This is a genomic window from Streptomyces sp. NPDC043685 (assembly GCF_056436585.1).
Genome location: NZ_JBWKCH010000014.1, coordinates 95,555 through 109,117 on the forward strand (window position 1 = coordinate 95,555; position 13,563 = coordinate 109,117).

12 protein-coding genes and 1 pseudogene are annotated in these 13,563 nt (G+C 73.1%); 3 read left to right on the top strand and 10 right to left on the bottom strand.

Annotated elements, in window-relative coordinates; all coding sequences use genetic code 11:
* Positions 1-115 precede the first annotated feature (115 nt).
* Positions 116-1,099, top strand: coding sequence for an aldo/keto reductase (locus tag AC0665_RS35575; protein WP_478706610.1), 984 nt, complete (start codon positions 116-118; stop codon positions 1,097-1,099).
* Positions 1,100-1,112: 13 nt separating this feature from the next.
* Here the strand turns inward: AC0665_RS35575 and AC0665_RS35580 are convergent, their stop codons facing one another.
* Positions 1,113-1,460 carry a hypothetical protein gene (locus AC0665_RS35580; RefSeq protein ID WP_468406220.1) on the bottom strand — a complete coding sequence of 116 codons (348 nt, stop codon included), beginning with the start codon at positions 1,458-1,460 and terminating at the stop codon, positions 1,113-1,115.
* A 200-nt stretch (positions 1,461-1,660) separates the two neighbouring features.
* On the opposite strand from AC0665_RS35580, the gene AC0665_RS35585 reads away from it, so the two are divergent.
* A complete protein-coding gene (locus AC0665_RS35585; RefSeq protein ID WP_478706611.1) occupies positions 1,661-2,131 on the top strand; it encodes a DUF6328 family protein in 471 nt (156 codons plus the stop codon).
* Positions 2,132-2,134: 3 nt separating this feature from the next.
* Here the strand turns inward: AC0665_RS35585 and AC0665_RS35590 are convergent.
* From AC0665_RS35590 to AC0665_RS35605, 4 genes and pseudogenes are all read right to left on the bottom strand, one after another.
* A pseudogene (locus tag AC0665_RS35590) lies at positions 2,135-2,764 on the bottom strand (DUF2238 domain-containing protein); the annotation flags it as partial.
* 83 nt (positions 2,765-2,847) lie between these two features.
* Complete coding sequence (locus tag AC0665_RS35595) at positions 2,848-3,273, bottom strand: SsgA family sporulation/cell division regulator (protein WP_366053583.1); 426 nt, start codon at positions 3,271-3,273, stop codon at positions 2,848-2,850.
* A 62-nt stretch (positions 3,274-3,335) separates the two neighbouring features.
* A complete protein-coding gene (locus AC0665_RS35600) occupies positions 3,336-4,376 on the bottom strand; it encodes a hypothetical protein (protein WP_478610618.1) in 1,041 nt (346 codons plus the stop codon).
* Between the two features lie 405 nt (positions 4,377-4,781).
* Positions 4,782-5,753 (bottom strand): LLM class F420-dependent oxidoreductase, encoded by a 972-nt coding sequence (locus AC0665_RS35605; RefSeq protein WP_468406227.1) that lies wholly within the window; start codon positions 5,751-5,753, stop codon positions 4,782-4,784.
* A gap of 73 nt (positions 5,754-5,826) precedes the next feature.
* Here AC0665_RS35605 and AC0665_RS35610 point away from each other — a divergent pair, with 73 nt between their 5' ends.
* Positions 5,827-7,278, top strand: coding sequence for a serine hydrolase domain-containing protein (locus AC0665_RS35610; protein WP_478706612.1), 1,452 nt, complete (start codon positions 5,827-5,829; stop codon positions 7,276-7,278).
* Here the strand turns inward: AC0665_RS35610 and AC0665_RS35615 are convergent.
* From AC0665_RS35615 to AC0665_RS35635, 5 genes are all read right to left on the bottom strand, one after another.
* Complete coding sequence (locus tag AC0665_RS35615; RefSeq protein ID WP_468639147.1) at positions 7,270-8,937, bottom strand: serine/threonine protein kinase; 1,668 nt, start codon at positions 8,935-8,937, stop codon at positions 7,270-7,272. The two genes, AC0665_RS35610 and AC0665_RS35615, sit on opposite strands and share 9 nt — an antisense overlap.
* 341 nt (positions 8,938-9,278) lie before the next feature.
* Positions 9,279-10,238 (bottom strand): threonine/serine dehydratase, encoded by a 960-nt coding sequence (locus AC0665_RS35620; protein ID WP_468639148.1) that lies wholly within the window; start codon positions 10,236-10,238, stop codon positions 9,279-9,281.
* 136 nt (positions 10,239-10,374) lie between these two features.
* Entirely contained in the window at positions 10,375-11,385 is a 1,011-nt protein-coding gene (locus tag AC0665_RS35625; protein WP_478706632.1) for a polyprenyl synthetase family protein, read from the bottom strand.
* 200 nt (positions 11,386-11,585) lie between these two features.
* Positions 11,586-12,641 (bottom strand): tetratricopeptide repeat protein, encoded by a 1,056-nt coding sequence (locus AC0665_RS35630; protein ID WP_478706613.1) that lies wholly within the window; start codon positions 12,639-12,641, stop codon positions 11,586-11,588.
* A 222-nt stretch (positions 12,642-12,863) separates the two neighbouring features.
* Positions 12,864-13,541 (bottom strand): AIM24 family protein, encoded by a 678-nt coding sequence (locus tag AC0665_RS35635; protein ID WP_366053574.1) that lies wholly within the window; start codon positions 13,539-13,541, stop codon positions 12,864-12,866.
* Between the last annotated feature and the right edge of the window lie 22 nt (positions 13,542-13,563).

Consider the following 13,563-nt stretch of genomic DNA (forward strand, 5'->3'; position numbering starts at 1 on the left):
GACACATGACGCGTTCCTGTCGTGTCGATTCACTCGTGCGAGTGAACTCGGCAGGGGCGGCAGTCCGGAGCAACCTGTTCCACGCAGCATCGTGACGGATGACAGACTGACGCCCATGGACGAGCGCACATTCGACAGGTCGGGTCAGCACGCCTCCGTCATCGGTCTGGGCACCTGGCAGCTGGGTGCCGACTGGGGAGACGTCGACGACAAGGAAGCCCTCTCGGTACTGGAGGCCGCGGCCGAGTCCGGGGTCACCTTCTTCGACACCGCCGACGTGTACGGCGACGGCCGCAGCGAGCAGACCATCGCCGCGTTCCTCAGCGGCCGCCCGGACCTGCACGTCATGGTCGCCACGAAGATGGGCCGCCGGGTCGACCAGATCCCCGGGAACTACGTGCTCGACAACTTCCGCGCCTGGAACGACCGCTCCCGGCGCAACCTCGGCGTCGACCGGATCGACCTCGTGCAGCTGCACTGCCCGCCGACGCCCGTCTACTCCACGGACGAGGTCTTCGACGCCCTGGACACCCTGGTCGAGGAGGAGCGCGTCGCCGCCTACGGCGTCAGCGTCGAGACCTGCGAGGAGGCGCTCACCGCGATCGCCCGGCCGAACGTCGCGAGCGTGCAGATCATCCTCAACCCGTTCCGCATGAAGCCTCTGTACCAGGTGCTCCCGGCCGCCCGCGCGGCGGGTGTCGGCATCATCGCCCGAGTCCCGCTGGCCTCCGGCCTGCTCTCGGGCAAGTACACCCGGGACACCGTCTTCCCGGACAACGACCACCGCGCCTACAACCGGCACGGCGAGGCCTTCGACGTGGGCGAGACTTTCTCCGGCGTCGACTACGCCACCGGTGTGGAGGCGGCCGCCGAGTTCGCGGAGCTCGCCCCCGAGGGATACACCCCCGCCCAGCTGGCCCTGCGCTGGATCGTCGAGCAGCCGGGCGTCACCACCGTGATCCCCGGGGCGCGCTCACCCGAGCAGGCCCGCGCCAACGCGGCCGCCGCCCGCCTCCCGGAGCTGCCCGGCGGGACGCTGACGGCGATCCGCGACCTCTACGACCGCCGGATCAAGGAGCAGGTCGAAGGCCGCTGGTGACGATCCGCCCCGCTCACGGCTCCAGGAGCAGCTGCCTCTCCTGCTCCTGGTCGCCGGAGGCGGCACCGTCGTCGCGGGCCGTGAACGCCCGGGTCAGGGTGTCGCTCGCCCGCTGCACGGCCTCCGGGCTGCCCTGCACGGTGACGGTCACCGGCGCGGACAGCCGCCCGGCCCCTTGAGCACCGCCGTCGGAGGCGCCCGCCTGGGCCTCGCCGTCGAAGGTCGCCGTGTGCACCGTCGCGTTCCCGCCGGCCGGGCGCTCGTCCGGCGCCCCGAACGTGCCTTCCAGGGCGCGGACGACCGCTCGTGCGTCGTCGGCGCCTCCGCCGCTGAGCGTCACGGTGAGCTGCGTACCGGACATACGTCCACGACCTCCTAGAAATCTGCGTCGTTCGCGCCGTCCGTGTAACCGTCACGTGATCGCTCAAACCGCCGCGAGCCCCGGGACGACGAGTCGTTCCGGGGAACCCGGGCAAGAGGAGCCAGGGGCACGGCTCAGGTTCACGGCTCGGATTCACATCAGGAGGAGGAACAGTGGCGGACGCGTCAGAGGGAGGGGCCATGCGCCGGGGGCGCAACGAGACGGAGGACGAGAGAGCGGACCGGATGTGGCAGGAGCTCATCCAGGAGGTCCGCGTGGCCCAGATGGGTGTGCAGATCCTGTTCGGCTTCCTGCTCACCGTGGTGTTCACCGAGAAGTACGCGGAACTCTCCGGCACCGACCAGACGATCTACCTGGTGACGGTCGTCCTGGGCGCCTGCGCGACGGGGGCGCTGATCGGCCCGGTGTCCCTGCACCGCCTCGTCTCCGGCCGGCGCGTCAAGCCCCAGGCGGTGCGGCTGGCCTCCCGCCTCACCCTGCTCGGCCTGGTGCTGCTGCTCGCCACGACGACGGCCTCACTGCTGCTCATCCTGCGGGTGGCGACGCACGACGGTTTTGTGCCCTACCTGGTCGCCGGAGTGGTCGGCTGGTATCTGCTGTGCTGGTTCGTCCTGCCCCTGTGGACCAGGTACCGTTACACGTCGAGGTGACGGCACCCGCGCCAGCTGCCGGTCGTGCACCCGGCTGAGCAGCAGCAGCGACAGGGTCGCGCCGATCAGCGCGCAGAACATGTCCCACTGGGTGTCCCACACATCGCCCTGCGTGGCCAGGAAGGCGTCCGCCGCGTGCCCCCCGGCCACGGCGGCCGCCCACTCCAGCATCTCGAAGACGGCACTGAAGGCCAGGCAGGCGCAGACGGTCAGCGGCGCGAGCCAGCGGCTGCCGCGCAGCGGCGAGGTGCGCACCAGCAGCTCGCGCACCAGCACGGCCGGGACGAAGCCCTGCGTCAAGTGGCCCAGCCGGTCGTAGGGGTTGCGGTCCAGGCCGAAGGCGTCCCGGACCCAGTCGCCGAGCGGCACCTCGGCGTACGTGTAATGGCCGCCCACCATCAGCACCATGGCGTGGGCGGCCAGCAGGCAGTACAGCAGGGGCGTCATCGGCCGGCGCCGCCCGAGCAGGACCAGGAGCGGCAGGCCCACGAGCACCCACACGACCTCGAGGAACCAGGTCGTGTGGTCGTGCGGATCCCAGCCGGACAGGGCCAGCACCGCGAGCACGCCCCAGGCGAGGACGGCGGGCAGCGACGGCCGGGAACCGGGACGTACGTCGGACACTGCGGACATGGCGGGCTCCTTCCGGGGCAGCCCATCGTCCAGGCGGGGCCGGGCCTTCGGCATGAGTACGCCTACTCAGACCGGCCCCGGCGTCAGCTCCCGGCGAGGATGTCCGCCAGGAAGTCGTCGACGTGGACTTCCTCGCAGCCCTGCGGCACCACGTCGTAGGTGTCCCGCAGGAAAGCGGCGAACCCCGGTGCCCACGCGTACACCACCGCGTGGTGCCGCCCGCCGTCGGCACGGGCGTCGCCCAGGAACTCCATGCGCAGCTCACGCCACATGCCCCGCGACTCCGGGCGCATCCGCACGTCGCCCACCCCGACCGGGCGCCGCAGCGCGTCACCGAGCATCTCCCGGTCCAGCTGCCACCGCGCGAGAACGCGGCCGTCGTGGCTGAAGACCACGGTGACGGCGAACGGGTCCGCGGCGTCGTAGCTCAGGTGGGCGAGCACGGAGAAACGGTCCGTGTCGCCCGCCTGGAGCTGCACCACCAGGGTCTTGTGGACGAACGAGTTCACGAGGGGGCCTCCGGGAAGAACCGACGTAGAGCCCTCTAGTACCCCCGATTTCTTCGAAATGCTCAGCCGGCCGGGTGATTCCCGCGGGCACCGCGCAGCGACTCGATGCAGACCGAGACGGCCCGCTGGAGCTCCTCCAGACGCTGCACCATGTCGTCCTCGTAGAACTCCCCGGCGTCGTCGAAGGTCAGCTCCTCGAACACCTTGGTGGCCTTCTGCAGGCTGCTGTAGAACTTCGTGCGCCGCTCCCGCACCCGCAGCCCGGGGTCGGCCTCCACGGCCTCGACGACGAGGGACTTCATCGTGTCGTACGCCTCGGCGGCCCACTCGCCGGCGTCCTCGCCCTCGTCCAGCTCGTCGAGGAGCGACAGGTGCCGCTCGGCCTCCTGACGCAGGTCGGCGGGAGCCTCGACGGTCTGCCCGGCGGGCGTCTTGATCTGCCCCGACTCGGCGATCTGGCGCACGTACCCGATCCGGTCGGCCGCCCTGCTCTCCCCGGCGACGGCCTTCTTCAGCTCATCGGTGCGCACCACGTCCCGGGCCAGCTCCGACTGGAGGCCGGGGTCCTCGCGGACGCGGTCCAGCAGGGCCTGGCGGGCCGCGCGGGCGGTGGAGGGGTCGGCGAGGATCGCCGCGCGCAGGGCGGTGGGGTTCTCCGCGACCTCCAGGGCCTTCGTGGGCCGGATGCCCTCCGCCTCGGCGGCCTCGGTGATGGCGGTGCCGCGCTCGGAGGTGGCGCTGTTGCGGGAGACGTAGTAGCTCAGCCACACGTCGGCGTCCGGCAGGTCCACCTCCTGACCCGGTGTCAGGGCCTCGAAGTGCGGGACCATCCCGTCGTCGGCCGCCCGGTCCCAGGCCTTGTAGTAGCGCATGACCCGCTCCGGGGAGCAGCCGGCGAGCTCCGCGAACTCCTTCGCGGAGACCTTCGGCGTCTCGTCGGCGCCCTGTCCGCCGGGCCGCACACTGCGCGCCACCTTCAGGCCGAAGGCCCACCCTCCGGTCCGGGCGTACGCGCCGAACTCGCGCGCGTCCCGCGCGACCAGGTCGGACAGGGGCGCCGGAGCGGCGGGGGACGTCTCGGGCGGGGTGAGGGCAACGGTCACGGACGACTCTCCTGGGGCGGGGCAGATCGGACTGCACGAAGTGCGGACGGAAGCCTAGCGGCACCCGCTGACCTCGCCCTTCACCACCCGCACGGCCCGTCCGGGAACCGCTCGTGGCGGGGACGGCCGAGCCGGCACGGCACGGTCGGCGGCCGGGGGGGCGCCGCCCTCGACCGACCGGTGTGCCCCGACCGCTGCGACCGGATCGCCCGCTGCCCCGCCCGCGAGCGGGCGCACTCCGCAGAGCGGGTGCCGGCCGGTGTCTCCCGCTGCCGCTCCGTCGACCGGGTCGCGCCCACGGCCGAGCAGGGCCAAGGGGGGCGAGCGCGTTCATGAGGAGAGCCCCCCGCGGGGCGGAGGGCTCAACGGGACGAGCGGGCGGTGGGGTCGGTCCGGCCGCGTGTTTCAGCCGAACGCGTCGCGCAGCGCGGGCAGCAGGGTCTTCTCCGACCAGTCCAGATACGCCGGCTGCGAGTCCCCGCCGATCTGGACGAGGGCGATCTCGGTGAACCCGGCCTCGGCGTAGGGGCGGACGGCCTCGACGAAGGCGTCCGGGTCGTCGCCGCACGGGATGGAGTCGGCGACGTCGTCCGGTGTGACGAACTGCGTCGCGGCCTCGAAGGAATCCGGGTGCGGCAGCTCCGAGTTGACCTTCCAGCCGCTCGCGAACCAGCGGAACTGCTCGTGCGCCCGCTTGACGGCCGCGTCCCGGTCGGGGTCGAAGCAGACCGGCAGCTGGCCGACCCGGGGCTTGCCCTGCCCGCCGTGCCGGTCGAACGCCTCCAGCAGCCCGGCCTTGGGCTCCGTGGCGATCACCAGGTCGCCCAGCCGACCCGCGAGCTCGCACGACCGCTCCCCGGAGACGGCGATGCCGATGGGCGGCGCCTCGTCCGGCAGGTCCCACAGCCGGGCCGACTCCACGTCGAAGTGCGTGCCGCGATGGTTCACGTGGCCGCCCTGGAAGAGGGCGCGGATGATCTCTACGGCCTCCTCGAACATCTCGTGACGCACATCGACGGACGGCCAGCCGCCGCCCACCACGTGCTCGTTGAGGTTCTCGCCCGAGCCCAGCCCCAGCCGGAACCGGCCCTCGGACAGCAACTGCAGGGTCGCCGCCTTCTGCGCCACCACCGCGGGGTGGTAGCGGAACGTCGGGCACGTCACGTACGTCATCAGCGGGATACGTGACGTGGCCTGGGCGGCCGCGCCGAGCACAGCCCACGCGTACGGCGAATGACCCTGCGAGCGCAGCCACGGGAAGTAGTGGTCGGAGGTCACCGAGAAGTCGAAGCCCGCCTCCTCGGCCCGCACCACGTGGTCGACGAGCTCTCGGGGGCCGGCCTGTTCGGTCATCATCGTGTATCCGATTTGCACCATAACCGGCGAGTCCCCTGACCGCGCTCGCGGAAACGGGTCGATCAAGGTCGCCGAGCGGGTGCAGGATGCGTCCATGAGTGCCTCCGCCCTGCCGACGTCCCGGCCCGCCGCCCAGGGCGTCGACGCCTCCGGTGTCCACGCCCTCCTCGACGCCCTCGAAGCCGCCCCCGAGATCGAGCCCCACAGCCTGATGATCATGCGGCACGGGCATCTGGTCGCCTCCGGGTGGTGGGCGCCGTACACCGCCGAGCGCCCCCAGCTGCTGTACTCGCTCAGCAAGAGCTTCACCGGGACCGCCGCCGCCCTCGCCGAGGCCGAGGGACTGCTCGACTTCGACGCGCCGGTGATCTCGTACTTCCCGGAGTTCGAGGCCGACATCACCGACCCGCGCAGCCGGGCCATGCTCGTCCGGCACGTGGCGTCCATGGCCAGCGGCCACCGGCGCGAGACCGTCGACGAGGCCTACGGGCGCGACCCCGCCGAGCCCGTCCGAGGGTTCCTGCTGCTGCCGCCGGACGCGGATCCCGGCACCGTCTTCGCCTACAACCAGCCCACCACCTACACGCTCGCCGCGATCGTCCAGCGGGTGACCGGGCAGTCGCTCACCGCGTATCTGCGGCCCCGGCTGCTGGACCCGCTGGGCATCGGCGAGGTGGCCTGGCTGCGGGACCGCACCGGCCGCGAGCTCGGCTTCAGCGGACTGCACGCCACGACCGACGCCGTCGCACGGCTCGGACAGCTGTATCTGGGCGACGGGCTCTGGGAGGGCCGGCGGCTGCTGCCGCAGGGCTGGGCGGCCCGGGCCTCCCGGCCAAGGACGGCGACCGCCGGAGCCATGGGGGACACGGACCGGCAGGACTGGGACCAGGGGTACGGCTACCAGTTCTGGACGTCCCGGCACGGCTACCGCGGGGACGGCGCGTTCGGTCAGTTCTGCCTGGTGCTCCCGGAGCACGACGCCGTGGTCGCGGCGACCGCGGCGACCGAGCGGATGCAGGAGTATCTGAACCTGGTCTGGGAGCACCTGCTGCCCGCCTTCGGACCCGAGCCGCTGACCGGCCGGGAGGCCGCTGACGCGGAACTGCGGGAGCGCCTCGCCCGGCTCGCGCTGCCGCCCGCCCCGGGCCGCCCCGTGCCCCCGGAAGGGGACCAGGACTGGGCGGCCGCGCACTTCACGCCCCGCGGGACGGGCGGGCCGGTGCGGTCGGCCCGGCTCGCCCGGGACCGGGACGGCTGGACCATCACGCTCACCGGGCCGGCGGACCGACCGGACCGCCCGGACCGGCTGGACCTGCGCCTGGCGGGGGAGGGGTGGACGCTCGCCGAGGAACCCGTCCCCATCGCCGTGACCGGCGGCTGGACCGGGCCTGGCACGCTGACCGTGGAGGTGGTGTTCCTGGAGACCCCGCACCGTCTGGCACTGACCTGCTCCCTGGCGGACGGGACACTCACCGCGCGCTGGCGCACCCAGCCGCTGCACGGCGGCCGGTTCATCTTTCTGCGTGCCCCGCGCGACTCAGTCTGAGCCGGGCCGGAAGGTCCGGAAGAAGGCACGCAGGGCCTCCTGGTTGGCGGTGTCGTCCCAGTCGGCGTCGGGGGTCGTCCAGCGCAGCGAGAAACTGCGCCCCCCGCCGAGCAGGAAGCCCCGGCCGTAGGTGTGCACCCGGGTGCCGTCGACCACCGCGGTCCACTCCATGTCGGCGGCCTCGCGCCCTTGGTAGGTCGTCGCACGGATGGCACCGATCCGGTCGTAGCCGTCCTCCCGTTTGAGGTGCGGTTCGACGTCGTCCCGCCACACGGCCACCGGGTCCGGGCCGACCCGGGCGCTGAAGGTGACCGCCAGCGTCCGGTGGTCCCCCGCGGCGCCGAAGACGACCCGGTAGGCCACATCGCCCTGGCGGTCGGTGTCCAGCCGCTCGAAGCCCTCGGGGAGCGCGACGGAGAAGCCCTCCGCGGCCCGGTAGCGCTGGAAGCCGGGCGGCAGCGCCGTGGCCGGGGCCGAGGGGGGCCGGGTGGGCGTGGGTGGGGGCGTGGGCTTCGGCGCGGGGGACGACGGGGTGGGAGTCGGAGCAGGGGAGGGGGGCGGGCTGGGTGCCCCGGAGGGCTCACCGCCGTCGCCGCCGGTGCCCTCGCCCGGGGTGGCGGCGGAGGCCGGCGGACGGGCGGGTGACTGCGCCGCGTCACTGCCGCCGTCCGTGCCGGGCAGCCCCTGGGTGGCCACGAGCACGGCGGCCGCGACGGTGACGACGGCCAGGGCCGTTCCCGCCACTACGGTCCGTCTGCTCCACGCCGGGTTCGCTGGCCGCATCGCCGCGTAGGCGCCACGCAGCCGGGGGGCCGGTGCCGCCCCCAGGGCCGCCTCGGGGTCCTCGCTGAGCGCGCGGGTCAGCGCCTCGCGCACCACCGGGCGGGTCAGCCGCTCCCGTGAGTCCTTGCGCAACAGCCCCTGCACGACCCGGGTGAGCGGCCCGGCGCGCACCGGCGTCCGCAGCGGCAGCCGGTCCACACCCTTCAGGGTGTTCTCCGGACGCCCCCGGTCCCGGAAGGGCGGACGCCCCTCGACCATCGTGTACAGGATCGCGCCCAGGGCCCACAGGTCGGCCGCGGGGCCGATGCGCTGGTCGCGCGCCTGTTCCGGGGAAGCGTACGCGGGCGCCGTGAGCCGGGGGGCGAGGGTCGCGCCGGCCAGACCGAAGCCGGTGACGACGACCGAGTGGTCCTCACGCACGAACACCTGGCCGGGGCTCAGCTCGCCGTGCGTGATGCCCTCGGCGTGCGCGGCGTCCAGCACGTCGAGCAGCCCGAGGCCGATCCGCGCCGCCCGCACGTAGTTGAACGTGCCCTGCTCCGTGAGGAGTTCGCCGAGCGGGGTGCCGTCGATCCACTCGTTGACCGTCCACAGGACACCGGCCTCCACCACGGCGTCGACGACCGCGGCGATCCGGCCGGGGCACAGCAGCGCCATGTTCTCGCAGGTGCGCAGCAGACGGGCGGCGGCCCGGCGCTCGGGTTCGCGCGCATCCTCCGGAAGCCCGATCTGGGTCACGAGGCACGGGCGGGAGATCTCGCCGGCTCCGGTGTCCTCGGCGTACCAGCAGATGCGGTTGGTCTCGCGCTGGATGATCTCGAGCAGCCGGTACCGGCCGGCGACCAACTGGTGTGTGGAGACGTGCGCCCTGCCCATGGCCATCCCTCGCTGGAAACCTGGCTCTCACCTTTTCCAGAGGTACGGGGAGTGGGGCGGCCCGCGTTCAATACGATCGCAACTCCGTCTCGGTTCCTGTCTTTTGTTCAAGGGATGGGAGCAAGTGTGCGAAGAAAAGCGGTCTTTCGAAAGGGTGGGGCGCGTTTGACCTCGACCGCCCGGGGTACCGTCGGCGCCCGGAATTCGCCGCAGCCGCCCGCGCATTCGCAATGACCGGCCCGGCCTGGTGGTAACCGGCGGTAAATGCGGAGGTGTACACCGTCCGAACTCCCAGCCCTCCGATGAATTCCCCGACCGGATTCCACGGGAGGGGCCGGATCTCAGCGCAGACCGAAGCGACGCGCCCAGGCGAACATGTCACCCGTCGTCGCGTTGCCCCCGCACACGACCAGACCGAGCCGGGCCCCGTCGCCGACCCGTTCCAGGACCTGACGGGCGGCGGGCAGCAGACAGCCCGCCGCCGGTTCCGCCCACACCTTGGCGTGGTCGGCCAGGTCGAGCGAGCCCTGCACGGCGTCCCGGTCCGGGACCACGATCACCTCCGTGACCAGGGCGGAGACATGGTCGTACGTCAGCTGCGACACGGCCGGAGCGCTGAGTGTGGACACGATCGACGACAGGGCGACGGGCAGCGGACCGCCCGCCGCCAGCGCCTCGGACATCGCCTGGGCGCCCTCGGTCTCCACACCCCACACCCGCACCCCGGGCCGGCGCGCCCGCAGCGCGGCGGCGACACCGGCGATCAGTCCGCCGCCCCCGATGCTCACGAGTACATCGGTGAGTTCGCCGGCGTCGGCGGCGAACTCGAGCCCGACCGTGCCCTGTCCGGCGATCACCACCGGGTCGTCGAAGGGGTGGACGAGGGTCAGCCCTTCCTGCTGGAGCCGCGTCATGAGGGCGAACGCGCCGTCCATGTCGTCGGTCAGCCGCACCGAGGCACCAGCCGTCTCCGCCGTCTCCACGGCACGGGCGGGTGCCGAGCGCGGCATCACCACGGTGGCCTTCACATCGAGGGCCGCGGCCATCACCGCGACGGCGATCCCGTGGTTGCCGCCGCTGACCGCCACCACCCCGGCGGCCCGTTCGGCCTCGCTCAGCGACAACAGCTTCGCCGTCGCGCCCCGCGCCTTGAACGAGCCGGTGCGCTGCAGCAGTTCCAGCTTCGCGGTGACCGGGGCGCCGAGCAGGGCCGAGAGCCCCGGGCTGTCGACGGTCGGGGTGCGCACGACGTGCCCGGCGATCCGCCCGGCCGCGGCTTCGATCTCCGAGATGCCGATCATCGCTTTCATCCTTCCGGCGCGGGGTCGCGGAACACGCCGAGTCGACCCTGACCCGTGAAGGGGGTCAAGGTCAACGCGACAGCGACAGGAGGCGCGTGCCCGTCCCGTGCGGAGGGCGGCACCGTTCCCGTTCCGTTCAGGCGTGGCGGCGCAGCAGATAGTCCAGCAGCGCGTGGAGTTCGCCGGTGGCCCCCGCGGCCGGCGGCACGTCGGCGAGGGCCGCCTCGACGACGGTGATGTGCCGGCGGGCCTCGGCCATGGCCGCCTCCCGGGCGCCCGCCTGCTCGATCAGCGCCGCCGCGGTGCCCGGCGCGTCGCCGGATTCCAGGAGCGCGGCGAGCCGGCCGCCCGACGGGGAGCCGAGCGCCACCAGGACCGGGTAGGTCTTCTTGCGCTCACGCAGATCACCGTGGACCGGCTTGCCGGTGACGGCCGGATCCCCCCAGATGCCCAGCACGTCGTCGACGATCTGGAACGCGATCCCCAGATGCCGGCCCACCCGGTCGAGCGCGGCGACCGTCTCGGGCCGGGCACCGCCCAGCACGGCCCCCAGCGCCGCCGCGCACCCCAGCAGCGCGCCTGTCTTGTGCTCCGCCATCGCCCGGTACTCCCCGGGCCGCACCCGCCCGGGTCCGGTCCACGGACGGTCGGCGAACAGCAGGTCGTCCGCCTGCCCGCGCACCAGGTCGCCCAGCGCCGCGGACAGGGTCCGCACGGCCCCGGCACCTCCCGGCTGCGCGGCGAGCGTCTCGACGGCCAGTGCGAACAGCGCGTCACCCGCGAGCACCGCGGGTCCCGTGCCGTAGGCCTTCCAGACGGCAGGGCGGCGTCGCCGGTCCGCGTCGCCGTCCATGATGTCGTCGTGCAGCAGGGAGAAGGTGTGCACCAGCTCCACCGCGACGGCCGCCGCCACCCCGGCCCGCTCCGGCGCCCCGGCCGCCTGCGCCCCGAGCACCGCGAGGGCCTGGCGTACGCCCTTCCCGCCGGAGGCGGCGGCCGGGGCGCCGCCGACCTCGCACCAGCCGAAGGAGTAGGCGGCCATCTCGCCGACCCACGGGTGCATCCGGCCGACGGCCTCTTCCAGGGCGGGCCGGACCAGCGCGCGGCAGCGGTCGAGGACCCGGGGCACGCCGTCCGCGTCGCCCACGCGATCGTTCGGCTCGCCCCGGCGTGCCGCCCCTACCGTCACCGGCGCCGCACTCCGCCGTGACGGAAGGGCGGTGGCGGGCGCCTGTGCCACCGCGCCCTGGCGTGCCGCCCGTCCCGTGGCGGGGGACGGGGCGGCCGGTGCCGTCGTACCGGTCGTACCGGCCTGGCGGGACGCCTCCACCGTCGTCGGCAGCGCCGTCACCGTGCCGCCTCCGTCGCCCGCTCGGCCGCCGGTATGCCGAGTTCCTCGTGTGCCTGCGCCACCATCCTGCGGGCGTGCTGAAGACCGATGCGCTCCAGAACGCCCGCGAGATCGGCCAGTTCGGCCGCCGTCTCGGAGCGGTCGCGGCCCAGCCGGGCCAAGGACTTGGCGAGCCCCAGCCGTGCCAGGGCCTCCCCGCGCGGCTCGCTCATCTCACGGAACTCCGCCAGGGCCTGCGTGTACAGCTCGCGCGCCTGCGCGTAACGCCCCGCCCTGTACAGGACGTTGCCACGCATCTTGTGGTTGTAGGCCAGCGCGCTGGACAGCCGCATCGCGCGGCAGGCCGTCTCCGCCTCGCTCAGCAGTTCCAGCGCCCGCTCGGTGTCCCCGTCGCGGACCGACACCACATCGGCCAGCCCGCGCAGCGCCCAGGCGTGTCCGCGCCGGTCCTCCGCGCGAGCGGCGATCTCGGCGGCCTCCTCGAACAGGGCGTACGCCGTGTCGTAGCGCCCGGTGTTGCGGTGCATCTGCGCGATGCCCTCCAGCGCCCACACCGTGTGCCGTGCCTCCCCGCGCCGCCGGGCCTCGGCCAGCAGCTGCTCGTGCAGCCGGCCGACGGCCTCGTAGTCGCCCTGGATGCGGCCGGTCTCCGCCAGGCCCGCCAGCGAGTAACCGCGGGCGACGATGTCGCCGCCGCGCTCACCCAGGTCGGCCGCCAGCTGGAGCAGCCTTCTGGCCAGCGGGAGCGCGCCGCGCTGCCGGGCCAGCGTGCCGCCGCTCCACAGGGCCCAGGCCATCGCCGAGACATCGCCGGCCTGCCGGGCCGCGCGGTAACTCGCCTTCCAGGCCCGGTCCGCCTCCTCGACCCGGCCCAGCCGGCGGTGCGCCTCGGCCACGGCGAGTCCGGAACGCGCCGCCTCGCCGGGCTGTCCGGCGCGCTCGGCGGCCCTCAACTGCTCGGTTCCGGCGGCCAGGACGTCGGTCAGGGAGGAATTGACGGACAGGGTGGTGAGCGCGCCCTGGTACTCCGGGGCGAATGCCTTGCCGTACATCGATGCCTTTCGGTCCGTGTGCACCCCCCTATGCGCACCGTGTATACACATTGCGTATACACGTCGCGTATAGAGGGATGGGGAACTGCCCCGGCCGCGAGGGCCAGGGCATCACCTGTTGCCGATCAAGACGTCGGCCGAACGGACCGGGTTGCCTCTGAGGCGCAGATCACCGTGGAGCCCGCTCCTGCTCCGGTGAAACCGAGGGCTCAGAGGAGGAGTTCAGTGCTGGCCGGCCTTCTGCGGAGTCGCCTCGCTCGGCCGGACGACGACGTACCCCTCGCCCTGGAGCAGCAGTTGCACGGCCTCGCCGGAGCCGCCGCGCAGCATCGACCCGATGGACTGGGAGCGGTGCAGCGAGGTCTGCAGACCCGCCGTCCAGCCGACGATCGCGTCCGTGTCGACGTACACCGGGTACTGCGGCGAGACCGGGATGACCAGCGGGTTGCCCTCGCACACCAGGCCCAGTCTGCCGTGCCCGGTGAAGACACTGTTGAACAGGCCGCCACCGGTGATCCCGGCGCCCTTCACGGTCGCGATGCGGTAGGACAACGTGGCGTCGAAACACAGGACATTGCGGCCGTTCACCGTGAACTCGTCGCCGGGTTCGACGTCGACGATGAAACAGTTCTGTGCCTCGTGCGCGAACCAGGCCTCGCCCTGCCCGCGCACCGCCATCAGCGGCAGCCCCTCCCCGGTGACCGCGCGCTTGAGCATGCCGCCCACGCCCTGGCCCTTGCGCTCGAACTGGAGGTTGCCGCGGTAGGAGATCATCGCGCCCTGCCGGGCGAGCATCTCGCCGTTCACCGTGTAACGGATGCACTTGGCGTTCTCGACCGTCATGCCCGGCGCTACGGCCGGCTGCACCATGTGCTCACTGGAAAAGAGGTCACCCTTCATGGAGGCATCCTCGCCCGGAGCG

Bases quoted from the DNA above. Each gene is read 5' to 3' on its own strand.
- AC0665_RS35575 (WP_478706610.1), top strand. From the start codon at position 116: ATGGACGAGCGCACATTCGACAGGTCGGGTCAGCACGCCTCCGTCATC.
- AC0665_RS35580 (WP_468406220.1), bottom strand. From the start codon at position 1,460: ATGTCCGGTACGCAGCTCACCGTGACGCTCAGCGGCGGAGGCGCCGAC.
- AC0665_RS35585 (WP_478706611.1), top strand. From the start codon at position 1,661: ATGCGCCGGGGGCGCAACGAGACGGAGGACGAGAGAGCGGACCGGATG.
- AC0665_RS35605 (WP_468406227.1), bottom strand. From the start codon at position 5,753: ATGGTGCAAATCGGATACACGATGATGACCGAACAGGCCGGCCCCCGA.
- AC0665_RS35610 (WP_478706612.1), top strand. From the start codon at position 5,827: ATGAGTGCCTCCGCCCTGCCGACGTCCCGGCCCGCCGCCCAGGGCGTC.
- AC0665_RS35615 (WP_468639147.1), bottom strand. From the start codon at position 8,937: ATGGGCAGGGCGCACGTCTCCACACACCAGTTGGTCGCCGGCCGGTAC.
- AC0665_RS35620 (WP_468639148.1), bottom strand. From the start codon at position 10,238: ATGATCGGCATCTCGGAGATCGAAGCCGCGGCCGGGCGGATCGCCGGG.
- AC0665_RS35630 (WP_478706613.1), bottom strand. From the start codon at position 12,641: ATGTACGGCAAGGCATTCGCCCCGGAGTACCAGGGCGCGCTCACCACC.
- AC0665_RS35635 (WP_366053574.1), bottom strand. From the start codon at position 13,541: ATGAAGGGTGACCTCTTTTCCAGTGAGCACATGGTGCAGCCGGCCGTA.